Origin of the sequence: Mesorhizobium sp. M8A.F.Ca.ET.208.01.1.1 (assembly GCF_004791315.1) — a bacterium.
Taxonomy (GTDB): domain Bacteria; phylum Pseudomonadota; class Alphaproteobacteria; order Rhizobiales; family Rhizobiaceae; genus Mesorhizobium.
On sequence record NZ_SRUT01000001.1, the window covers coordinates 1,543,612 to 1,564,381 of the forward strand.

25 protein-coding genes are annotated in these 20,770 nt (G+C 63.2%); 6 read left to right on the top strand and 19 right to left on the bottom strand.

Annotation, left to right across the window (positions count from 1 at the left end):
• Nucleotides 1-59: 59 nt before the first annotated feature.
• From EN851_RS07985 to EN851_RS07995, 3 genes are all read left to right on the top strand, one after another.
• A complete protein-coding gene (locus EN851_RS07985; protein WP_127281020.1) occupies nt 60-674 on the top strand; it encodes a hypothetical protein in 615 nt (204 codons plus the stop codon).
• Between the two features lie 226 nt (nt 675-900).
• Nucleotides 901-1,083, top strand: coding sequence for a hypothetical protein (locus tag EN851_RS36235; RefSeq protein ID WP_189521786.1), 183 nt, complete (start codon nt 901-903; stop codon nt 1,081-1,083).
• A 270-nt stretch (nt 1,084-1,353) separates the two neighbouring features.
• Nucleotides 1,354-2,331, top strand: a complete 978-nt coding sequence (locus tag EN851_RS07995; RefSeq protein WP_135864055.1) for an ATP-grasp fold amidoligase family protein — start codon at nt 1,354-1,356, stop codon at nt 2,329-2,331.
• Nucleotides 2,332-2,404: 73 nt separating this feature from the next.
• On the opposite strand, the gene EN851_RS08000 is transcribed toward EN851_RS07995, so the two are convergent.
• The 7 genes from EN851_RS08000 to EN851_RS08030 all read right to left on the bottom strand — a co-directional run bounded on the left by EN851_RS08000 (nt 2,405) and on the right by EN851_RS08030 (nt 7,238).
• Nucleotides 2,405-2,707, bottom strand: a complete 303-nt coding sequence (locus tag EN851_RS08000) for a hypothetical protein (RefSeq protein ID WP_127280879.1) — start codon at nt 2,705-2,707, stop codon at nt 2,405-2,407.
• A gap of 91 nt (nt 2,708-2,798) precedes the next feature.
• Nucleotides 2,799-3,338, bottom strand: coding sequence for a MerR family transcriptional regulator (locus tag EN851_RS08005; protein ID WP_127280880.1), 540 nt, complete (start codon nt 3,336-3,338; stop codon nt 2,799-2,801).
• 215 nt (nt 3,339-3,553) lie between these two features.
• On the bottom strand, nt 3,554-3,877 hold the full coding sequence (locus EN851_RS08010; RefSeq protein ID WP_010915609.1) for an integration host factor subunit alpha: 324 nt from the start codon (nt 3,875-3,877) through the stop codon (nt 3,554-3,556).
• A 101-nt stretch (nt 3,878-3,978) separates the two neighbouring features.
• Nucleotides 3,979-4,950, bottom strand: coding sequence for a beta-ketoacyl-ACP synthase III (locus tag EN851_RS08015; RefSeq protein ID WP_127869622.1), 972 nt, complete (start codon nt 4,948-4,950; stop codon nt 3,979-3,981).
• A 9-nt stretch (nt 4,951-4,959) separates the two neighbouring features.
• Nucleotides 4,960-6,030 (bottom strand): phosphate acyltransferase PlsX, encoded by a 1,071-nt coding sequence (gene plsX, locus EN851_RS08020; RefSeq protein ID WP_127276583.1) that lies wholly within the window; start codon nt 6,028-6,030, stop codon nt 4,960-4,962.
• A 113-nt stretch (nt 6,031-6,143) separates the two neighbouring features.
• Nucleotides 6,144-6,692: a DUF177 domain-containing protein gene (locus EN851_RS08025; RefSeq protein WP_135928940.1), complete on the bottom strand. Its 549-nt coding sequence runs from the start codon at nt 6,690-6,692 to the stop codon at nt 6,144-6,146.
• 3 nt (nt 6,693-6,695) lie between these two features.
• A complete protein-coding gene (locus EN851_RS08030) occupies nt 6,696-7,238 on the bottom strand; it encodes a ubiquinol-cytochrome C chaperone family protein (protein ID WP_127276587.1) in 543 nt (180 codons plus the stop codon).
• A 114-nt stretch (nt 7,239-7,352) separates the two neighbouring features.
• On the opposite strand from EN851_RS08030, the gene EN851_RS08035 reads away from it, so the two are divergent.
• Both EN851_RS08035 and EN851_RS37025 read left to right on the top strand, forming a co-directional pair.
• Nucleotides 7,353-7,865: an outer membrane protein assembly factor BamE gene (locus EN851_RS08035; RefSeq protein ID WP_127276589.1), complete on the top strand. Its 513-nt coding sequence runs from the start codon at nt 7,353-7,355 to the stop codon at nt 7,863-7,865.
• A 174-nt stretch (nt 7,866-8,039) separates the two neighbouring features.
• Nucleotides 8,040-8,219, top strand: a complete 180-nt coding sequence (locus EN851_RS37025; protein ID WP_245464284.1) for a hypothetical protein — start codon at nt 8,040-8,042, stop codon at nt 8,217-8,219.
• 39 nt (nt 8,220-8,258) lie between these two features.
• Here the strand turns inward: EN851_RS37025 and EN851_RS08045 are convergent, their stop codons facing one another.
• The 5 genes from EN851_RS08045 to EN851_RS08065 form a co-directional block, all read right to left on the bottom strand.
• The gene (locus EN851_RS08045) at nt 8,259-10,400 is read right to left on the bottom strand and encodes a sodium-translocating pyrophosphatase (RefSeq protein WP_135928941.1); all 2,142 of its coding nucleotides are present in this window, start codon (nt 10,398-10,400) and stop codon (nt 8,259-8,261) included.
• A 240-nt stretch (nt 10,401-10,640) separates the two neighbouring features.
• Nucleotides 10,641-11,390 (bottom strand): ABC transporter permease, encoded by a 750-nt coding sequence (locus tag EN851_RS08050; protein WP_127279858.1) that lies wholly within the window; start codon nt 11,388-11,390, stop codon nt 10,641-10,643.
• Nucleotides 11,387-12,325 carry an ABC transporter ATP-binding protein gene (locus EN851_RS08055; RefSeq protein ID WP_135928942.1) on the bottom strand — a complete coding sequence of 313 codons (939 nt, stop codon included), beginning with the start codon at nt 12,323-12,325 and terminating at the stop codon, nt 11,387-11,389. Before EN851_RS08055 ends, EN851_RS08050 begins: the two co-directional genes overlap by 4 nt.
• Nucleotides 12,322-13,485, bottom strand: coding sequence for an ABC transporter permease (locus tag EN851_RS08060; RefSeq protein ID WP_135928943.1), 1,164 nt, complete (start codon nt 13,483-13,485; stop codon nt 12,322-12,324). Before EN851_RS08060 ends, EN851_RS08055 begins: the two co-directional genes overlap by 4 nt.
• 43 nt (nt 13,486-13,528) lie before the next feature.
• Entirely contained in the window at nt 13,529-14,440 is a 912-nt protein-coding gene (locus EN851_RS08065) for an ABC transporter substrate-binding protein (protein WP_135864037.1), read from the bottom strand.
• A gap of 218 nt (nt 14,441-14,658) precedes the next feature.
• Between EN851_RS08065 and EN851_RS08070 the strand changes: the two genes are divergently transcribed.
• Nucleotides 14,659-15,231 carry an NADPH-dependent FMN reductase gene (locus tag EN851_RS08070; RefSeq protein WP_135864035.1) on the top strand — a complete coding sequence of 191 codons (573 nt, stop codon included), beginning with the start codon at nt 14,659-14,661 and terminating at the stop codon, nt 15,229-15,231.
• A 14-nt stretch (nt 15,232-15,245) separates the two neighbouring features.
• On the opposite strand, the gene EN851_RS08075 is transcribed toward EN851_RS08070, so the two are convergent.
• The 7 genes from EN851_RS08075 to ribD all read right to left on the bottom strand — a co-directional run bounded on the left by EN851_RS08075 (nt 15,246) and on the right by ribD (nt 20,768).
• On the bottom strand, nt 15,246-16,457 hold the full coding sequence (locus tag EN851_RS08075) for an MFS transporter (RefSeq protein WP_135928944.1): 1,212 nt from the start codon (nt 16,455-16,457) through the stop codon (nt 15,246-15,248).
• Entirely contained in the window at nt 16,454-16,954 is a 501-nt protein-coding gene (gene nusB, locus EN851_RS08080) for a transcription antitermination factor NusB (RefSeq protein ID WP_127281214.1), read from the bottom strand. Before nusB ends, EN851_RS08075 begins: the two co-directional genes overlap by 4 nt.
• The gene (gene ribH, locus EN851_RS08085) at nt 16,951-17,445 is read right to left on the bottom strand and encodes a 6,7-dimethyl-8-ribityllumazine synthase (RefSeq protein WP_135928945.1); all 495 of its coding nucleotides are present in this window, start codon (nt 17,443-17,445) and stop codon (nt 16,951-16,953) included. Before ribH ends, nusB begins: the two co-directional genes overlap by 4 nt.
• A 253-nt stretch (nt 17,446-17,698) precedes the next feature.
• The gene (locus tag EN851_RS08090; protein ID WP_127869631.1) at nt 17,699-18,211 is read right to left on the bottom strand and encodes a GNAT family N-acetyltransferase; all 513 of its coding nucleotides are present in this window, start codon (nt 18,209-18,211) and stop codon (nt 17,699-17,701) included.
• Nucleotides 18,212-18,213: 2 nt separating this feature from the next.
• Nucleotides 18,214-18,516 (bottom strand): DUF1778 domain-containing protein, encoded by a 303-nt coding sequence (locus tag EN851_RS08095; RefSeq protein ID WP_127281067.1) that lies wholly within the window; start codon nt 18,514-18,516, stop codon nt 18,214-18,216.
• 491 nt (nt 18,517-19,007) lie between these two features.
• Nucleotides 19,008-19,625, bottom strand: coding sequence for a riboflavin synthase (locus tag EN851_RS08100; protein ID WP_127869632.1), 618 nt, complete (start codon nt 19,623-19,625; stop codon nt 19,008-19,010).
• A gap of 6 nt (nt 19,626-19,631) precedes the next feature.
• Complete coding sequence (gene ribD, locus EN851_RS08105) at nt 19,632-20,768, bottom strand: bifunctional diaminohydroxyphosphoribosylaminopyrimidine deaminase/5-amino-6-(5-phosphoribosylamino)uracil reductase RibD (protein ID WP_127869633.1); 1,137 nt, start codon at nt 20,766-20,768, stop codon at nt 19,632-19,634.
• Nucleotides 20,769-20,770 lie beyond the last annotated feature (2 nt).

A 20,770-nucleotide genomic window follows, 5' to 3' on the forward strand; every position in this document is an offset into this window, starting at 1 on the left:
GATGTCGCCGGCGTGAAACCATCCCGTTCCAGCCAGCCTTTCCCAAAAGGATACCCCTAATGAACCTCAAGACATCCCTCTTCGTGCTCGGCACGATTTCCATGCTTTCCGGCGTCGGTGTGGCCAGCGCGCAGGCGGCGGACGCATTGCGCGTGCGCGGCACGGTGGTCAGTTTCGAGCCGTCGCTGCTGACCGTGAAAACCCGTCAAGGCGATACTTCCGCGATCAAGCTGAAAGACGGCTGGAAGCTGTCAGGCGTTGCCAAAGCGTCTGTAAACGACATCAAGCAGGGCGATTTCCTCGGCATCGCCTCTGTCTCCAAGGCCGACGGCGGCAGCGGCGCGCTGGAAGTGGTGGTCTTTCCGGCTGCCTTGAAAGGCACTGGCGAGGGGGACCGCCCCTGGGACCTTGAGCCGAACAGCCGCATGACCAACGGCACCGTCGCCGACGTCACCGACATAAACGGGCGGGCGGTGACGTTGACCTATGACAATGGTCAGACGAAGAAGATCTCGATACCCGACGGTACGCCCGTCGTCACGTTCGCGCCGGCCGCGGCGGCCGATCTCAAGCCAAGCGCGACGGTTTTCGTTACCGCTCAGCGCGAGGCTGACGGCACGCTGAGTGCCAGCCGCGTCGTTGTGGGAAACAAAGGTGTGGTCCCGCCTATGTAGGCCAAAACGGACGACACGGCTTTCGGCCTGCGCCCTCGCAACGGTGCAGGCCCTCCGGCTTGCCCGGCAACAGTCCAGAAACAAAATTCTACAGTCGGGAAATACTGACGAAAAAATTCAGGAGCGTAATTCCATTCGCGGCGATCGGGATATCGGCCCGATTGATACCTGCCTGCGAAAGAAGGAAACGATCCAATGAAGAAGTCCCTCCTCTCGGCCCTCGGGCTTGCAGCTGCAATCGCTTTCGCGGTGCCGGTGGTCGGCGCGACGAGAGCGGACGCGGCCCCGATGGCAAAGCATCATCATCATCATCATCATCATCATCATCATCATCATCACCATCACCATCACCATCATCGCCACCACCATCGCTATCACCACCATCACCACCACCATCATCACCACATGAAGAAGATGACAAAGAAGACCTACTAAGCATACCAGACTGCCAGAGAAGACCGGTCTTGGCTTCCTGTTCGAGGCCGGTCTTCTCCGGTCATGCAATGCCTGGCCCGGACGACCCGGGCTAATCCGACTGCCGGATGGCGGCGACGGTCCAGCTGTAGCGACAACAAGCAAGTGCCTTTGACGCGACGCCAAACCGCGATACGGCAAGGGGTACTTCCAACCGGCACGCTGCGCCGGATAAGGCTTCGCCAACAAGGCCAGGGTATCCCCGATGACGGCCAAGGCCGATCTTTCCCGGACAGACCGCATTGTCCTGTCGGTCGCGCGATTGTGGCTGACGCTGCGCCATCCTGTCCTTGTCGTACGATTTGTCATGAAACTGGGCTATCTGCCCAATCCGGCCGCGCCCGTGCGCTATAACGAGCTTTTGCTCTGGCGAAAGATCCTCGATCGCAACCCGCTATTCGTGACGCTGACCGACAAGCTCGCGGCCAAGGCTCATATCCGGGAAACCTGCCGCGATGTCGCCGTGCCAAAGACGCTCTGGTCCGGGCGCGACCCTGCCGACCTTCCACCTGACCTGCTGACCGGAGACGTCGTGGTCAAGGCAAACCATGGCTGCGCCATGAACATTTTTGTCTCCAACGGCGAACCCGATCGCGCCGCCATCGTGCGCAAGGCCAGCCGCTGGCTCAAAAAACGCTACGGCCGGCGCAATGGCGAATGGGCCTATTGGCCTGTCGTACCGGCCGTTTTCGTGGAGGAGCCGCTGGCACTCAGCGGCGGGACGATCGCCACCGACATCAAGGTCCATCTCTGCAGCGGGGTGATATCCCATGTCTGGGTGGAGGATAAGCACGCCAAGCGCTCGCTGCTGTTCGACCGCGACGCCAATCCGTTGCCCGGCCGCGATCCAGACTATCCCGGGGAGGACCAGGCCTTGCCTGTCAATGCGCGGCTCGTCGCCTATGTCCGCCAGGCGATCTCGATCGCGCCCGGCATAGCCGGCGACCTCGATTATATCCGTATCGATTTTCTGGTCACCGACGATCGTCTCTATGCCGGCGAGGTCACCGTCTACTCGGCCGCCGGATATGGCACATGGACAAACCCGGCGATCGCCGGGGAAATCGAACGGCTGTGGCGGCTCGATCAATCCGCATTCTTGCGTCGGAAGCACAAACGGGCCGTACGCCTCTATGCCGACGCGCTTCGTGCCAGATGCCGGAGCGGCACTACAAATCGCTGATATGAATGAGAATGGCGGCCGGCCTGGAAAGGCGAGCCGCCATTTCTCAGGATTCCTTGTCCTGGGGTGGCAGTCAGCGCCGGCTAAACAGCAGGCTGGCGACGAGACCGAGCACGACAAGGCCGACCGCAGCGGCGGCCGCCGGATGGTCGCGTGCCGATTTCTCGATCACCCTGCCCTGTCTGCGGATTGCCGGCATGGCATCTCGCAGGCGCTCCGCAAGATCCGAATATGTATCAAGAGCAGCATCACGGCCGTCTTCATAATAAACGCCACCCCGCTTTGACACTGCCTTGCGCAACGCCGCGAGTTCCCTCGAGAGAGCCGCGACCTGCTTTTCGAGGTCGATGTCCGAAAGGGTCGAAAATGAAGCCATCATGCGTTTCCTTGTCTTGCAGAAGGAAACGTAACGCCTCACCCGACCGCCGGTTCCGGTTTCGAGGCGTCAAAGCACCCGGTGCTCGCGGTCAGCGCACCTGGTCAAGCAGACGCTTGCATTCCAGGAGGTCGAACAGCGCCTCCTGCAGCAGCGCGCGATTGTCACGCGAGAGTTTCGACGCGTCCGGCGCGACCGGACCTTCCTCGTCGCTCTTGCCCAGGCCGAAGAAGCGGCGGCTGGGCTTGACCCTTGGCTGGCCAACCAGTTCGTCATCTCCACCGCGCGGCTGTGCGGCCGGCGTCAGCGGCACCTGGTCGGCCTGCTTGCGTTGCGAGATCGCCTCGACCGCGGCCATATCGCCATTGCCGATGGCGACCAGGAAATGATTGCCGTTTTCGCGTAGCAGCTTCTGCACGCCCTTGATGGTGTAGCCCTGGTCATAGAGCATGTGGCGGATGCCCTTGATCAGTTCGACATCCTGCGGCCGGTAGTAGCGGCGGCCGCCGCCGCGCTTCATCGGCTTGATCTGGTTGAAGCGCGTCTCCCAGAAACGCAGCACATGCTGCGGCAGGTCGAGATCTTCCGCGACCTCGCTGATAGTGCGGAAGGCGTCGGGGCTCTTGTCCATGGGCGAAATCCTCACGCTGGAGCGTGGCCCGGAACGGTCTTCAGACGAGATCGCGCCCAACGAGGAGAAGAGCTTGTTCCGCCAGCGCGGAACAGATCATACGCCAGAACACCAATCCGGCCATACCGCCGAATCGGGCCTTATTTCAGCGGTTTGTGAAGCAATATTCAAGCCCGCCGTCATCGCCGCGCCGGTTTTCAACCGGGCAATGAAGGCTATTTGCCGCCCTTGGCCTTGCTGTTCTGGTGAGAACGCAAGATGCGGTTCTTCAACACGTTGGACGATTTGAAGGTCATCACCCGGCGCGGCAGGATCGGAACTTCCTCGCCGGTCTTGGGATTGCGTCCGATGCGCTCATTCTTGGAGCGGACATGAAATGTCGCGAAGGACGACAGCTTCACTGTCTCGCCGCGCACGATCGCTTCACAGATTTCGTCCAGCACGGCCTCGACGAGTTCGGCGGACTCAGTGCGCGACAGGCCGACCTTTCTGTAGACGGCCTCGGCCAGGTCGGCGCGAGTAAGTGTTTTTCCCCCCATGCGACCGTCCCATCAGTTCAAACGTAAAATCGGCACAACAGCGGCAGAGCCTAAGTAATTGATCCGGCAAGGTCAAGGACCGAAACCGGACCGTTCTCCACTTACCAGCGAACCAGAACGGCGCCCCAGGTGAAGCCGCCGCCCATCGCCTCCAGGAGCACCAGGTCACCCTTCTTGATGCGGCCGTCGGCGACGGCCACCGACAGCGCCAGCGGTACGGAAGCAGCCGAGGTGTTACCGTGCAAATCGACGGTCACCACCACCTTTTGCTCTGCTATCCCGAGCTTTTTGGCTGAAGCGTCAATAATCCGTTTATTCGCCTGGTGGGGCACGAACCAGTCAAGGTCTTCGGCGGTAATGCCAGCGGCCGAGAAGGTCGCCTCGATGACATCGGTGATCATGCCGACCGCGTGCTTGAAGACCTCGCGGCCTTCCATGCGCAAATGACCGACCGTTCCCGTCGTCGACGGTCCGCCGTCGACGAAGAGCTTCTCCTTGTGCGCGCCGTCGGAACGCAGGCTGGCCGCCAGCACGCCCCGGTCGGCGATCGTGCCGGCCCCCTCGCCCGCTTCCAGAACCAGCGCACCGGCGCCGTCGCCAAACAGCACGCAGGTCGAGCGATCGCTCCAGTCGAGAATGCGCGAAAAGGTTTCCGAGCCGATGACCAGCACGCGCTTTGCCAGGCCACCGCGGATATAGAGGTCGGCTGTCGCCACCGCATAGACGAAGCCGGAGCACACCGCCTGCATGTCGAAGGCAAAGCCGTGATGCATACCGAGCCGGTTCTGGATTTCGACGGCAGTGGCGGGGAAGGTGTTGTTTGGCGTCGAAGTCGCCAGCACGATCAGATCGACGTCGTCCGGGGTCAATCCGGCATCGGCAAGGGCGGCGCGCGCCGCGGCCTCGCCCAGGGAAGCCGTCGTCTCGTCGTCAGCCGCGATATGGCGCTGGCGGATGCCGGTGCGCTGGGCGATCCACTCGTCGGAGGTCTCGACCATGCCTTCAAAATCGGCATTCTTCATGATGCGGCGGGGCAGCGCGGAGCCCGTGCCGCGCACAACTGATCTGATCAAAATTCTTTCCTATTCCTTTGCGTCGGTAACGACGTCGGATTTCCTAGATGTCAGGGCATGCGGGTTGCGCGCATGGAACAGATCGAGGTCGGCCTCGATGCGGTCGAGCAGATTGTTGCGCACCATGTCGTAGCCGAGTTCGATCGCCGCGGCGAAACCATCCGAATCGGCGCCGCCATGGCTTTTGACGACGATGCCGTTCAGCCCCAGGAACACGCCGCCATTGGAGCGGCCGACATCCATCTTTTCGCGCAGGCGGTCGAAGGCGCCCTTGGCGAAGACATAGCCGATCTTGGCCATCAGCGTGCGGCTCATCGCGGCCCGCAGATAGCCGCCTATCTGGCGGGCGGTGCCTTCAGCCGTCTTCAGCGCGATGTTGCCGGCGAAGCCTTCCGTCACCACGACGTCGACCGTCCCCTTGCCGATGTCGTCGCCTTCGACGAAGCCATGGTAGTTCATCGAGGCCATGTTGGCTTCGCGCAACATGCGTCCCGCTTCCTTGACCTCTTCCTGGCCCTTGATCTCTTCCACGCCGACATTGAGCAGGCCGACCGTGGGCCGGGCGATGCCGAATACGGAACGCGCCATGCCGGTGCCGAGAATGGCAAAATCGATGAGTTGGTGCGCATCGGCGCCAATGGTGGCGCCCACATCAAGAACCACGCTTTCGCCACGCAATGTCGGCCACAATGCCGCAATCGCCGGGCGTTCGATGGTGGCCATGGTGCGCAGGCAGAATTTCGACATCGCCATCAGCGCGCCGGTGTTGCCGGCGGAAATGCATGCATCCGCGGCGCCCGATTTGACCGCCTCAACCGCCTTCCACATCGACGATTTCCAGCGGCCGTGGCGCAGCGCCTGGCTCGGTTTGTCGTCCATCCTGACCGCGATCTCGCAGTGGAAGAACTCGCTGATCTCGGCCAATTTGGGGAACTTGGCGAGTTCGGGGCGCACCAGTTCCTCACGTCCGTAGATGACGAAGCGGATGTCGGGACGGCGGGTCGCGACCGTCATGAGCGCTGGAATGACCACGGTTGGTCCGTGATCGCCGCCCATGGCATCGATGGAAATCCTGATCACGCGGTATTCATCTCACGGTTAGGCGGCAAGTCGTTTTAGTGATCGCAAAGGCTCGGCGAAAATAGCGGTTTTAGGCTGTCGCACAACCGGCTTTTCCGTCGCGGGCGAGGTTTTCAGGATTTTCCCAGCAAGGATCGCAGTTTTTGCTGAAATTCATTCTCCGCCGATCCGGCGTCGTCACCGGCATCAAGCGACGCGCCGGGCTTGCGCGGATAGGGGTCGATCGCCAATCCGAAGAACTGTTCGGCAAGCGCCCCGACATCGATGGTGTCGCCCGAAAATGTCTCGGGGCTATCGGGCCCATCCGCGTCGAGCAGAATTTCGCCGCCGCCATCGAATCCCTGCCGTCCGAGCTTGGAGTCCTCGGGCAAGAGCAGCGCCTCGACCGGCTCATCGATATGTGCCTGGACGGGGTCGAGCGTGACGATGCAGGCCTGGGTGATGTCTGCCTCGACACGGCCGCTGACCTTGACGCCATTGCGCTTCCACGACGCAACGAGCAGTTCGGCGCGATAGGCTTCGACCGACAGCAGCCCGTGCGCCTCGGCGAGTGCGGCGCGTTGCGCGGGGTCGGCCTCGATCACCACGGGCAGCCCCTTCTGTGGCAGCCGGGCGACATTGGCGAAAAAGGATACCGGACTTTGCATATCGGCGTGTTTCATCGATCAGCCTCCGTTGGCTCCTGGAAATGCCACAGTGCCGGCAACGATCGATTCGGTCGGCTGCGCATTCAGTTGCCGGCTGGCGTCGGCGACATACCCTGCCAAACGCGATGCTTCCGACCAGGCGTCGGCGTCGGGACGGACATTACGGGCAAGTGCCGCGGTCAGACCATCATGATCGCCTCGTTCCAGCGCATCATCATAGGCGGCGGTGCGGCCATAGAACATCTTCGCCAGTTTCTTCATGCGTTTTGGCACACCGACGTCGCCAATGCCCAGTTCCCGCAGCGAATGATCGACATCGAGGAAGAACTCGTCGATCAGCACCTGCGCGATCTCCTGGGCAACGCCGTCCTCGCCGCGCAAGCGGTGCTGGACCAGGAACATGTGCAGCGAAAGCATCTCGAAACGGCCGAGCGGCGTGTCCGGCACATTCCAATGGGAATAAAAAACAGTCTGCCGCGCCGCCGCCACGATTTGTGCGTAAAGCGCGTCGGTGATGGCGCGGTTGGCGTGGCGTTCGCGGCCAAAAAGGCGCTGGAACATGGGGATGGTCTCCGGGGACCGTTTGTTGAATTGGCCTTGTTGCATCGGCAAGCAAGCTGGTTTACCGGTTTTGCGGCCCAGCGCAAGTTGCGGCGATATAATGGAGAATTGTTGTTGCGCGCGCTGAATTTCAAGTCGACCTTCTCGTCCAGGCCCGCCGGCGCGATCTCGCTACTGGTTGTCATATCGGCGCTCTCGGCATGCCACACCAACAAGATGATCGGTGACCTCAGTCCGAGCGAAACGTTCACGCAAGGGTATGTCTATGACCAGCAGGCCGTCGATTCGGTGCCCGTCGGTTCCAGCCGCGAACAGGTGCTTCTGGCGCTTGGCACGCCATCGACGACGGCGACGTTCGACAACGAGGCGTTTTATTACATTTCGCAAACCCGCAAACGCTATGTCGCCTTCGACAAGCCCAGGCTCGTCGACCAGAAAGTGCTCGCGGTCTATTTCGGTGCGGACGGCCGCGTCACCCAGATCGCCAATTACGGCTTGAAGGACGGCAAGATCTTCGACTTCATCTCGCGCACCACGCCGACCGGCGGCAAGGACCAGAACTTCCTCAGCCAGATCATCAACGGCGCCAGCAAGCTGGCCCCCAGCATGCCCGGCGGCACCCCCTGATTTCTAGATTCCTGCTTCCCTAGAATCCTGCTTCCCTGACCTTGGGGAACGGAAATGTCTCAGGCGACCGAAAACCCGTGGGAGCGATCTCACGGGTTTTTGTTTGGCCAATGAGGAGCCGGCTTGTCAGGGATGTGGCAAACCATATCAACCGGCCAGGCTTGGGGCTTGGACATGAGCGGTGACGACCGTGCGGTGCCGGATGGCTGGATGACGACGGGGACACCCGACCGGCAGACAGTGACATCGGACTGGCTTGCCATCGATCCGCCGCCGATCGACGGCGTCAGGATCAAGGAAATCAGGCCGGTCGCAACGTCCAACCCGCGAGGATCGCTCCTCGCGGGTTCTTGATTTCAAGCGTTGAGCTATTTCAAGTTTCCGGGCTCCCGCTCAGCCGTGCGCGAGCACCGCCAGCAGCAGCAAGGCCACGATGTTGGTGATCTTGATCGCCGGGTTGACCGCCGGGCCGGCGGTGTCCTTGTAGGGATCGCCGACGGTGTCGCCGGTCACCGACGCCTTGTGCGCCTCGGAGCCCTTGAGGTGCTTGACGCCGTCCTTGTCGACAAACCCGTCCTCGAACGACTTCTTGGCGTTGTCCCAGGCGCCACCGCCCGAAGTCATCGAGATGGCGACGAACAGGCCATTGACGATGACGCCGAGCAGCGAGGCGCCCAGTGCTGCGAAAGCCGAAGCCTTCGAGCCCGAGATCAGCAGCACGCCGAAATAGACGACGAGCGGCGCCAGCACGGGCAGCAGCGACGGGATGATCATCTCGCGGATCGCCGCCTTGGTCAGGAGATCGACGGCGCGCGCATAGTTGGGCTTCGAGGTGCCGGCCATGATGCCCGGATCCTCGCGGAACTGCTTGCGCACTTCCTCGACGATGGCACCGGCCGCGCGGCCGACGGCCGTCATGGCGATGCCGCCGAACAGGTAGGGAATGAGGCCGCCGAAGATCAGGCCGGCGACGACATAAGGGTTGGAGAGATCGAAGGAGATTTCGCCCATGCCCTGGAAGTAAGGATACTTGTCGCCATTGGCGGCAAAGAACTTCAGGTCGTTCGAATAGGCGGCGAACAGCACCAATGCGCCGAGGCCGGCCGAACCGATGGCGTAGCCCTTGGTCACCGCCTTGGTGGTGTTGCCGACCGCGTCGAGCGCGTCGGTGGAGTGGCGCACTTCCTTGGGCAGGCCGGCCATTTCGGCAATGCCGCCGGCATTGTCGGTGACCGGGCCGAAGGCGTCGAGCGCCACGATCATGCCGGCGAGGCCGAGCATGGTGGTGACGGCGATCGCCGTGCCGTAGAGGCCGCCGAGCTGGTAGGTGGCGATGATGCCACCAACGATGACGATCGCCGGCAGCGCCGTCGATTCCAGCGAGACCGCGAGGCCCTGGATGACGTTGGTGCCATGGCCGGTCACCGATGCCTGGGCAATCGAGTTGACCGGACGCTTGTTGGTGCCGGTGTAGTATTCGGTGATCACCACGATAAGGCCGGTCACCACGAGGCCGATGAGGCCGCAGATGAACAGGTTCTTGCCTGTGATGACGATGCCGGCGACGGTGCCGACCTCGCCCCAGCCGAGCGTGGCCGAAGTGGCGACGCCGAGGCCAACGACCGACAGCAGGCCGGTCACGATCAGCCCCTTGTAGAGCGCGCCCATGATCGAGCCGTTGGAACCGAGCTTGACGAAGAAGGTGCCGACGATCGAGGTCAGGATGCAGGCGCCGCAGATGGCGAGCGGATAGAGCATCGCCGCACCAAGGATGGCGGTGCCGCCAAAGAAGATGGCGCCCAGCACCATGGTGGCGACAACCGTCACCGCATAGGTCTCGAACAGGTCGGCGGCCATGCCGGCGCAGTCGCCGACATTGTCGCCGACATTGTCGGCGATGGTGGCGGGGTTGCGCGGATCATCCTCGGGAATACCGGCTTCGACCTTGCCGACCAGATCGCCGCCGACATCGGCACCCTTGGTGAAAATGCCGCCGCCGAGGCGGGCGAAGATCGAGATCAGCGAGGCGCCGAAGCCGAGCGAGACCAGCGAGTCGATGACGATGCGGTCGTTGGGCTGGAGGCCGAGGAACTGGGTGAGGATGAGGTAGTAAATCGAAACGCCAAGCAGGGCCAGGCCAGCCACCAGCATGCCGGTGATGGCGCCCGACTTGAAGGCGATGTCGAGGCCGGCGGCAAGGCTGTTGGAAGCCGCTTGCGCGGTGCGCACATTGGCACGCACCGAAACATGCATGCCGATGAAGCCGGCGGCGCCCGACAGAACGGCACCGATCAGGAAGCCTATTGCGGCGGTGATCGACAGCAGCCACCAGGCGAGCACGAGCACGACCACGCCGACGATGGCGATGGTGGTGTACTGGCGTGCCAGATAGGCCTGCGCGCCTTCGCGAATGGCGGCGGAGATTTCCTGCATGCGCGCGTTGCCCTGATCGGCCGCAAGGACCGAACGTGTCGCCCATATGGCGTAAAGGACAGACAGCAAGCCGCAGGCGATGACGGCGGAAATTATGGTCATTGCCGGGTTTTCCTCGATTGTTGGCCCAAAAGAACCCCTCCCTGGGCCGTTGAGACAAAGACGGAATCCCGTGCATGGAATCCCCCTCTTCGCATCGGTGTATGCGAAACAGGGCTGCGAACGTCAAGATATTGTTCGATTTTTGCCCGGCTTTCGCCCAAAAGGTCCAGGCGGGCGAGTGTGGGTCGCGATCGCCCGGCGGTTAGATCGATTGAAATCGATCCCGACCATCGGGCATGGTCAGTCCGCTTCCCTGCCCATGCGCCGCGCCGCGTAGCGCTCGACCGCGGACAGTCCATCATAGATCAGCACGGCAAGCGCCGCGACGATCAGACCGCCCTGCAGGATGAAGGCCAGATTGTTCGACAGCAAGCCGGCGATGATCACTTCGCCGAGCGTCCTGGCGGCCACCGTAGAGCCGATGGTGGCGGTGGCGAGGCTGATCACCACCGACAGCCTGATGCCGCCAAGGATGATCGGCGCGCTGAGCGGCAGTTCGACCTTGGTGAGCCTTTGCCAGCCGGTCATGCCGGCGCCACGCGCCGCCTCGACGACATTGGCCGGCAGCGTCGTCAGCCCGGTCAGCGCGTTCTCGAAGATCGGCAGCAGGCCATAGAGAAACAGCGCAATCAACGTCGGCTTCTCGCCGAAGCCGACGGCCGGCACGGCGAGCGCCAGCACCGCCACCGGTGGAAAGGTCTGGCCGATATTGACCAGGCTGCGCGACAGCGGCAGGAATTCAGCGCCGGCAGGCCGGGTCACCAGGATGGCAAGCGCCACAGCGACGATGGTGGCCGCGACGGTCGCGATCAGCACGGTGCGCAGATGCAGCAGCGTAAGCGTCAGCAGGCTGCCTTGATTGTAGATCGCGGGAGCGTTGTTTTCGGTCAGCGGCTTCAGCAACGGCTCGAACCAACCCGGGCTGGTGATGAAGGCAACGAGCAACACCACCAGTGCAAGCCTGAGCAGCAGAGGCAGCCAGGCTTTCATGCCGGCCTCGCCGCCCGCTTGATCAGGCCATCCACGGTGACGCGACCGAGCGGCTTGCCGTCGGCGCCCTTCACCGGCAGCGCCGGTCTGCCGGACCAGAGAAGTTCCGCGAGCGCGTCACGCTGGCTGGCGTCGCCGGGGATCGCCTCGCCTTCGGCCCCGCCCTGCTCCACGGCGTCGCGCACTCGCCCGAGCGACAGCAGCCTGAATGGCCTTTCGCTGGCGCCAACCAGCGTCTCGACAAAGGCGTTGGCCGGCCTCGCCAGGATCTCCGCCGGCCTTGCATATTGCACGAGCTTGCCGGCATCCATCACCGCGATCCTGTCGCCCATATGCACGGCCTCCTCCATGTCATGGGTGACGAGGATGATGGTGGTGCCGAAGCGCTTCTGGATCGCCAGCAGATCCTCTTGCGCCTTGGTGCGGATGATCGGGTCGAGCGCGCCGAACGGCTCGTCCATCAAAAGCACGTTGGGCTCGGCGGCGAGCGCGCGGGCAACGCCAACGCGCTGCTGCTGACCGCCGGACAGTTCGTGCGGATAGCGCGGCCCGAACTCCTGGGGGTCGAGCTGGTAGAGCGTCATCAGTTCATCCACGCGGGCCTTGATGCGCGCCTTGTCCCAGCCAAGCAGCACCGGCACGGTGGCGATATTCTGCGCCACGGTGCGATGCGGAAACAGGCCGTGGCCCTGGATGGCGTAGCCGATGCTGCGGCGCAGTTCGTAACCGGGCACCGATCGATTGTCGGCGCCGTCGAGCTTGATGACGCCTGACGTCGGTTCGACCAGCCGGTTGATCATACGCAGCAGCGTCGTCTTGCCGGAACCCGAGGTGCCGACAATGACGGCGACGGTGCGCGGCTCGATGACCATTGAAACGTTGTCGACGACCGTCGCCGCGTCATAGCGCTTGGTGATGCCTTCGATCTCGATCATGCCGTTTCTACCCTGCGCTTGGTGGCGGTCATTTCGATCACCGCGTCGAGGATGATGGCGGCGGCAAAGGCGAGCGCCACGGTCGGCACCGCGCCGAGCAGCACCAGGTCCATCGCCGTCTGACCGACGCCCTGGAACACGAACACGCCAAAACCGCCGCCGCCGATCAGCGCGGCGATGGTGGCAAGACCGATGTTCTGCACCAGGACAATGCGGATGCCGGTCAGGATCACCGGAAAGGCCAGCGGAAACTCGACACCGAACAGGCGCTGGCGATCGGTCATGCCCATGCCCCGCGCCGCGTCATTGGCGGCACGCGGCACGCCGGCGAGGCCGACCACGGTGTTGGCCACCACCGGCAGCAGCGAATAGAGAAACAGCGCGACGAAGGCGGGGGCGGTGCCGATGCCCCTGATACCGAGCGCGGCCGCGCCCGGCACATGGGTTGCGACCCAGCCGAGCGGCGCGATCAGCAGGCCGAACAGCGCGATCGAGGGGATGGTCTGGATGATGTTGAGAACATTGAGGACGCCAGCCCGCAGGCTTTCGACGCGGTGGCACAGGATGCCGAGCGGCAGGCCGACGATCACCGCGGCAAGCAGCGAGCCGAGCGCCAGGGTCAAATGTTTGGAGCCTTCGGCCCAAAAGCTGTCGGCGCGGTTGGAATATTCCTTGAGGATCGAGAGGCTGTCCCAGCGTCCCGACATCAGCAGCAAGCCGATGGCTAGCGCCGCAACGACAAGCACGCCAACGCGCGCCGAGGGCGGCAGGTTGAGCCGGGTCAGCACGTCGGCGAGCAAAAGCGTGAAGGCGAAGATGAGAATCCAAAAGCCGGAGGCCGGCGAGATCCGGGCAAAGGTATTGCCGGCCGGAGTGAGGAATGTGCCGGCGACGCCGATGAGCAGGGCCAGCGCGACAAGCGCCACGACGCTGGCTGCAAGGCGCAAGATAAGCGGCGTCCTGAACAGGGCGACAAGGGCGGCCAGAACGAGGGTCGCCAAAAGCAGCGGACCAGTCGTTGCCGGCAGAGCTTCAAGAATCGAGCGTGCCTGACCGGGAACGATGCGGTTGACGCGGAAGGTGGCGAATGGTGCGAGAAACGCGGCGTAGGCAGCGAGCGCGGCGATGACGACGCCGAGCTTGTCGAAACGGGGGGTCATGACGCGCGTTTGCCTCGCACTGACGTCACTTATCGACGCGCAGCTACTTCAAAAACCCGTTCTTCTTCAAAAAGTCCTCGGCGACGCCCTTGACCGGCTCGCCGCCAACCTGCACGCGCCCATTGAGCTCCTGGAGGGTGACGAGATCGAGCTTGGCGAAAACCGGCTTCAGCAGCGTCTCGATCTCCGGATGCTCCTTCAGCACGGATTCGCGGATGATCGGCGCTGGCTGGTAGACCGGCTGCACGCCCTTGTCGTCGGTCAACACGACGAGGCCTGACGGTGCGATGCCGCCATCGGTGCCGTAGACCATGGCGGCATTGGCGCCGCTGGTCTGGTTGGCGGCCGCCGCGATGGTCGCGGCCGTGTCGCCACCCGAGAGGGTGATCAGCTGGTCAGGCTTCAGCGTGAAGCCATAGGTGGTCTGGAAGGCCGGAAGGGCTGCCGCCGAATTGACGAACTCGGCGGAGGCGGCCAGCACCACCTTGCCGCCGCCGGCGACATACTTGCCGAAGTCCGAGAGCGTGCCGAGTTTGTTCTCGTCCGTCACTTCCTTGCGCAGGGCGATCGCCCAGGTGTTGTTGGCCGGCGCCGGCGACAGCCAGACGATCTTGTTGGCGTCGTAGTCGAGCTTCTTGGCCGTCTCATAGGCCTTGGCGGCATCCTTCCACACGGGATCATCGGCCTTCTCGAAGAAGAAAGCGGCATTGCCGGTGTATTCGGGATAGATGTCGATCTCGCCGGCGGTGATCGCCTTGCGAACCACCGGCGTGCCGCCGAGCTGGATGCGATCCGTGGTCTTGATGTTGTTGGCGTTGAGAACGAGCTGGATAATGTTGCCGAGCACGCCACCCTCGGTGTCGATCTTCGAGGAGACGACGACCTGAGCGCTCGCGGAAGCCGCCGTGATGGCGAGCGCGATTGCCGCGCTGGCCAGAACCTTGACTGAAAACATTATGAGAATCCCTTGCTGTGAACCGGAATGCGGTGGCCGCATATGAGCATGGCTTCAACGGCCAGTCGGGGCACACGGTTTCATAAGAAAGGGGATCGACGCAATATTTTTGTTCCGTACGCGCCGATGTCGGCCCGGCGGCAACAGCGGGCTGGCGGTCGGCCGCCATCGGGTGGATAATGCCGCGGGGGTGCGGGGGCAAACACGGAGAGCGTGTCATGGCCATACACAAGGTCGGTTATCTCATCGGCAGCCTCGCCCGGGAGTCCATCAACCGCAAGCTCGCGAAGGCACTCGTTCAACTTGCCCCTCCCGAGCTCGAAATGACGGAAATCGGCTTCAAGGATCTGCCGCTCTACAGTTACGACTATGACGCCAATTTCCCACCGGCCGCCCAGGCTTTCAAAAAGGCGATCGCCTCGGTCCAGGCCGTGCTGTTCGTCACCCCGGAGTACAACCGCTCGATCCCCGGCGGACTGAAGAACGCAATCGACTGGGCCAGTCGCCCCTACGGCAAGAATTCATTCGCGCGCAAACCGTCCGCCGTCATCGGAGCATCGCCGGGCGCCATCGCGACAGCCGTCGCGCAACAAAGCCTGCGTAGCGTGCTGAGTTTCTGCAACTCGCCACAGATGAACGCGCCCGAAGCCTATATCCAGTTCACGCCGGGACTGATCACGGACGAGGGCGAGGTGACGGTTGAATCCACCGAGGACTTCCTGCGCAACTATATGGCTGAGTTCCACATGTTCATAGCCCGGGTGCTTCAGGTTCTGCCGCCGGACGCATAGCTGACGGATAAGCGTCAAGCCGGCCGCAAGCTTGTAATCTTCAGCGCGCCGAGTGCCACGAAGCAAAGCACGGCGACCGGAAAGATCATCCAATTGAGCATCGTCCAGCCCCAGGCGTTGTAGACCATGCCCGACATCAGTGACGCGCAGGCGACTGAGCCGAACAGGACAAAGTCGTGGAAGCCCTGCACCTTGCCCTTTTCGGAAGGGTGGTAGCTGGCCGCCACCATGGCGGTGGCGCCGATGAAGGCGAAATTCCAGCCGAGACCGAGCAGGATCAACGCTGTCCAGAATTGCCACAGCGCCAGGCCCGACAAGGCAACGACGGCACAGCCGATCAGCAACAGCAGGCCGGTGGCGACAACGCGCTCGGCGCCGAAGCGATGGATCAGCGAGCCGGTGAAGAAGCTTGGCCCGAACATCGCCATGACATGCCAGGAGATGCCCAGCGTCGCATCGTCCTCGGAAAGGCCACACCCAACCATGGCGAGCGGCGCGCCAGTCATGACGAAGCTCATCAGCGCGTAGCTGCCGACCGCGCAGAAGAGCGCCGCGACGAAACGCGGCTTGGTGACGATTTCGGAAAGGGGCCTGGCATCGCCGTCGGCAACGTCGACCTTGCTCGCGGTCTTCGCCGGCAAGCGCAGGAACGACAGGATGATGGCGCCGACCGCCGCCAGCGGCAAGATCGAGGCGAAAGAGCCGGCAAACATGACAGGCGCGAACAATTCGCGCGTGAAGATGACGATCTGCGGCCCGAGAATGGCAGTGATGATGCCACCGGCGAGCACGAAGGAGATGGCGCGCGCCTTGAACTCCGGCGGCGCGTTGTCGGCCGCGGCAAAACGGAACTGCTGGACGAAGGCGCCGCCGACGCCGATGACGAGCAGCGCGAACGCGAACAGCCAGAAGCTGCCATGGAACAATGCCAGGGTGGCGACCAGCCCGCCGAGCGCTGTGACGACGGTTCCGGTCATGAAGCCGCCGCGCTGCCCCAGCCAACGGATGATGGCCGCAGCCGGCAAGGCACCGAGCGCCACGCCGAGGTTGAAGCCGGTGATGGGCGCCGTCGCCAGGGATTTGTCGGCGCCGAGCAGATATTGCCCGGCCAATGCGCCCATGGAGATGGCGATGGGGGCCGCCGAGCCGATGATCGCCTGCGAGGCGGCGAGGATCAGCGCGGTGCGCCGCGCCTCTTTGCCCGCCTCGACGGCGATGGCGGTCACGAAGCGTCCTTGCCGCGACCCTCGCCACGCACGCGGCGTGACACACGGTCGAGCACGGCATTGACCAGCTTCGGCTCGTCTTCCTCGTAGAAGGCCTTGGCGATATCGACATATTCGGTGACGATGACCGCGACCGGCACGTCATCGCGCTTCATTAGCTCGTAGACGCCCGCACGCAGAATGGCACGCAGCGTGGAATCGAGGCGCGACAGCGGCCAGTCGTCGGTCAGCGCCTGGCGGATGATCGGATCAATGGTCTTCTGGTTCTCGACGACGCCGGTCAGGATGGCGCGAAACCACTGCGCGTCGGCCTCGCGGTAGAGCGCACCGTCGACTTCCTTGCCGAGGCGGAACGCCTCGTACTCGGCGGTGATCTCGAACACGCCACTGCCGGCGACATCCATCTGGTAGAGCGCCTGCACGGCGGCCAGACGGGCAGCACCGCGCTTGTTGGCGTGGCGCACCGCGGGCTGTCCTGGCGAAGCGGGTTCGCTCACGATCGCGCTCCCAATTGTTCCTTCAGCGCGATCATGGTCAGCGCCGCACGCGCGGCAAAGCCACCCTTGTCGCCTTCCGAGCGCTTGGCCCGCGTCCACGCCTGCGCATCGTTCTCGGTGGTCAGGATGCCGTTGCCGATGCAGACCGAGTCCTGCACGGACAGGCCCATGAGCGCACGGCTGGATTCATTGGCGACGATATCGAAATGATAGGTATCGCCACGGATAATGGTGCCGAGCGCGACAAAACCGTCATAGCCCGTCCCGCCTTCGGCCATGCCGTCGAGCGCGAAGGTGATCACCGCGGGAATTTCGAGCGAACCGGGAACAGTGACGACGTCATAAGTCGCGCCCGCTTCCTCGAGCGCATTCGTCGCGCCGTCGAGCAGCGCGTCGGCAAGGTCGTCGTGAAAGCGCGCCTCAATGATGAGCAAATGCGCTTTCGCCTTCGGGCGAATGAAGGCTTTGCCGTGTTGGGATATGCCAGCCATAGAAGTCTCCGGGGGTTGCCGGTGACTTAGGCCGAAGCCGGATTGATCGCAAGCGGAAGATTGCTGGGAGGTGGGTCAGGCCTATCGCCTCTTTGGGCAAGGTGTCGAGACCGGGCAGTCCGTACCAAGGCTTTCAGCCCAGGCACGAACGGCTTCGTGATCCACCACACGGCCGGCATTCACATCGGCCAATGCTTCCCGCGTGAGCCGCTCTTGCTCTTTGGAGTTCCCGCTTTCCATCACAGTCACTTCCTCATTTGAACAGCTCTGCGATGTCGGTCATTGGCCGGAAGAACTTCATCGGCTGATCCGGGAATGGCAGAAAACTCTCGCGTTGATAAAAACCGCGTGCATTTTCGTCCTTGGCATCGACCACAATCGCGAACGAAGCAATCTCGCTCCTGACGCAACGGGACAGAGCGTCAGCCAGGAGATATCGGCCGTAGCCCTGCCCCCGATGCCGCCTGTCGACAGCGAGGCGTCCTAGCAACGTGGCCGGAATGAGCGGATAGCGGGGAAGCTTGCGAACGGTTTGGGCAGGCCATTCGCCGATGGCTACGGCGGTTGCGGACAGCGTGTAATACCCGGCCACGGACCCGTCCGGCAAAACAAGAACAAAGGGTGCCGCGACGTTCTTGCGCGCATCCTGCCCGGCCTGCACCCTGAAATACCGATCGAGCGCCTCTATGCCGCTCTCGAAAGATGTCCTGTCGTGCTGCAGATCAAGCACTTCGACCCGAAGAGCCCCCTCGGCCGAACTGCTCACCTTTAGGTACCGGTGGCTTGACGATAGTGGCGCACCGTCTCACGCAGACGATCATTCACGGGTTGCGGATTGATCAAAGCATCCACGAAGGCGCGACTATCGCGGACGGAAAGATCGAGGCGCTGATGCTCCTCGATCGCTCGGCGGGCTGCTTCCTGGATGCTGGTCAGCACAAAATCCGTCACTGTCCGGCCCTGAAGTGCGGCTGCGTGCTCGATAAGATTTTTCTGATCGGCCGTGAGGCGCGCTTCCAAACGCTCGCTACGGACGCGGCTGCGAGGTGTATTCAAAGCGGGTGAAGTCATCTTCGTCTCCTGGCGACAATGTACGGCCAATGGCCGTAAATTTCAAGATTTATCTCACGCGCAGGCGTGGAACATCAGGGCCGCTCGCCGTCCCTGCTGCGCGACCAAGATCATGATGTCGCTAAACATATCTTCGATGGAACCGTGGTCGCGCCCGGCGTGCCGAAGATCGCTTACCAGTTCCCATACGGGCCTATGTCGATAGCGCCGTGGGTACGCGCTACATGACCCAACCCAATGATGGAAATGTTTCGCACATCTGGATCGTCATGCCGCGCGTATTTCAGGCAGACATCTTGCGCGAAATACAAGTCATCGTGCTGCGATATGCTGAGGATAGCCCGGAGCCGCTCATGCACATCACCATAGAGCAGGTCCTTGTAAGTCTTCGAACTGTCTAGACCCCCAACCTCTTCGTAGACAAGGTTCTTGGGACGGTTGATCAATTTGCCACCTCAAAGACGGCTAACAGCATACCCTTCAATGACCGCTCAAAGCCCCTCCTTCGCGGCCTCCGCCAGGCGCGCCGCGTACCGCGCCATGGTGTCGATCTCGAGATTGACGCGGTCGCCGGCCTTGCGCTCGCCCCAGGTGGTGACGGTCAGCGAGTGGTGGATCAACAGCACGTCGAAACGGGTTCCCTCGACCCTGTTGACGGTGAGCGAGGTGCCGTCGAGCGCAACGGAGCCTTTCGGCGCGATGAATTTCGCCAGATCGCGTGGCGCTTCCAGCGTGAAGCGCACCGCGTCGCCCTCATCCTTGCGCTCGACGATCTCGGCGGTACCGTCGACATGGCCGGAAACGATGTGGCCGCCGAGCTCGTCGCCGATCTTCAGCGCCCGCTCCAGATTGATCCTGGTGCCCGATTTCCAACCCGCCGCCGTCGTCAGCCTGAGCGCCTCCTCCCAGGCCTCGACCTCGAACCAGCGCGCGTTCGACCCGCTGTCGGGCAAGGCAGTGACCGTCAGGCAGACGCCACCGCAGGAAATCGAGGCGCCAATGGCGATGGTCTTGGGATCATAGGCGGAGTCGATGCGCAGTCCCACCCCTTCCCGCAGCGGCTTGACGGCGGCCACGGTGCCGATATCGGTGACAATCCCGGTAAACATCGATCTCTATCCCTGAAAATCCCTGATCCATTCGGCGTAGCCGTCTTCGCCGAACCGCATCTCGCGCAGCTTGCGAAAACCTGCCGGGATATGGTCGGCGTCGATGGGCGACGCAATGCCGTCACCGCCGATCGCTTCCGGTCCCTGGAACAGCACGATGCGGTCGACCAGCCCGTCGGCCAGGAAAGCGCTCGCCACCTTGGCGCCGCCCTCGACCAGCACGCTTGCCATGCCGAGCGCCGCCAGATCCTCGAGCAGTTCCGGCAATGCCACGCCGCCGTCGTGCGTCTCCGTGCCGATGAAGCGCACGCCGGCGCGCTCGAGCGCCGCCCGGCGCTGCGGATCGGCCTCCAGGCAAGCCGCAACGTAAAGCGGTACGCGATCGACGCCCGACACCAGCTTCGAGCCCTCCGGCAGCCTGATCTGGCGGTCGAGGACGATGCGCGCCGGTGAACGGTTCTCCAGCCCGGGCAAACGCACTGTCAGCGCCGGATCATCTTCCAGCGCCGTGCCGATGCCGACCAGAATGGCGTCCGCCTCGGCGCGCATCAGGTAGACTTCGCGGCGCGCCATGTCGCCTGTTATCGCGACTTGGCCGGCGCCTTCCCTGCCGATCTTGCCGTCGCTGGAAAGCGCAATCTTCAGAATCACTTCCGGGCGTTTTTTCAGAGAGCGAATCAAATAGCCCGCCATTTGTTCGGCCGCTTCGCCGGCCAGGACCTTTTCAACCACTTCGACGCCGGCGGCGCGCAGAATGGCATAGCCCTGGCCGGAGACCCGCGGATCGGGATCGCTCGCAGCTCCCACGACGCGCGCAACGCCGGCGTTGACCAGCGCATTGGCGCAAGGCGGCGTGCGGCCGTGATGGGCGCAAGGCTCCAGCGTGACATAGGCGGTGGCGCCGCGCGCGAGTTCGCCGGCCTCCGCCAGCGCCTCGGTCTCGGCGTGCGGCCGGCCACCAATCGCGGTCACGCCGGTACCGACGATCATCGGGCCTGAGCCGTCGTCACGCACGATGATCGTGCCGACGGATGGATTGGTCGAGGTGCGGCCGGCGTGCTTGCGCGACAGCCGCAAGGCCGCGGCCATGAAACGGCGGTCAAGGGCCGCTTGTTCGGCCTCGCTGCGTTGCGGTGCTGCCATGC

Bases quoted from the DNA above. Each gene is read 5' to 3' on its own strand.
- EN851_RS07985 (WP_127281020.1), top strand. From the start codon at position 60: ATGAACCTCAAGACATCCCTCTTCGTGCTCGGCACGATTTCCATGCTT.
- EN851_RS07995 (WP_135864055.1), top strand. From the start codon at position 1,354: ATGACGGCCAAGGCCGATCTTTCCCGGACAGACCGCATTGTCCTGTCG.
- EN851_RS08000 (WP_127280879.1), bottom strand. From the start codon at position 2,707: ATGGCTTCATTTTCGACCCTTTCGGACATCGACCTCGAAAAGCAGGTC.
- EN851_RS08005 (WP_127280880.1), bottom strand. From the start codon at position 3,338: ATGGACAAGAGCCCCGACGCCTTCCGCACTATCAGCGAGGTCGCGGAA.
- EN851_RS08010 (WP_010915609.1), bottom strand. From the start codon at position 3,877: ATGGGGGGAAAAACACTTACTCGCGCCGACCTGGCCGAGGCCGTCTAC.
- EN851_RS08025 (WP_135928940.1), bottom strand. From the start codon at position 6,692: ATGAAACACGCCGATATGCAAAGTCCGGTATCCTTTTTCGCCAATGTC.
- EN851_RS08030 (WP_127276587.1), bottom strand. From the start codon at position 7,238: ATGTTCCAGCGCCTTTTTGGCCGCGAACGCCACGCCAACCGCGCCATC.
- EN851_RS37025 (WP_245464284.1), top strand. From the start codon at position 8,040: ATGAGCGGTGACGACCGTGCGGTGCCGGATGGCTGGATGACGACGGGG.
- EN851_RS08045 (WP_135928941.1), bottom strand. From the start codon at position 10,400: ATGACCATAATTTCCGCCGTCATCGCCTGCGGCTTGCTGTCTGTCCTT.
- EN851_RS08050 (WP_127279858.1), bottom strand. From the start codon at position 11,390: ATGAAAGCCTGGCTGCCTCTGCTGCTCAGGCTTGCACTGGTGGTGTTG.
- EN851_RS08055 (WP_135928942.1), bottom strand. From the start codon at position 12,325: ATGATCGAGATCGAAGGCATCACCAAGCGCTATGACGCGGCGACGGTC.
- EN851_RS08060 (WP_135928943.1), bottom strand. From the start codon at position 13,485: ATGACCCCCCGTTTCGACAAGCTCGGCGTCGTCATCGCCGCGCTCGCT.
- EN851_RS08065 (WP_135864037.1), bottom strand. From the start codon at position 14,440: ATGTTTTCAGTCAAGGTTCTGGCCAGCGCGGCAATCGCGCTCGCCATC.
- EN851_RS08070 (WP_135864035.1), top strand. From the start codon at position 14,659: ATGGCCATACACAAGGTCGGTTATCTCATCGGCAGCCTCGCCCGGGAG.
- ribH (WP_135928945.1), bottom strand. From the start codon at position 17,445: ATGGCTGGCATATCCCAACACGGCAAAGCCTTCATTCGCCCGAAGGCG.
- EN851_RS08095 (WP_127281067.1), bottom strand. From the start codon at position 18,516: ATGACTTCACCCGCTTTGAATACACCTCGCAGCCGCGTCCGTAGCGAG.
- EN851_RS08100 (WP_127869632.1), bottom strand. From the start codon at position 19,625: ATGTTTACCGGGATTGTCACCGATATCGGCACCGTGGCCGCCGTCAAG.
- ribD (WP_127869633.1), bottom strand. From the start codon at position 20,768: ATGGCAGCACCGCAACGCAGCGAGGCCGAACAAGCGGCCCTTGACCGC.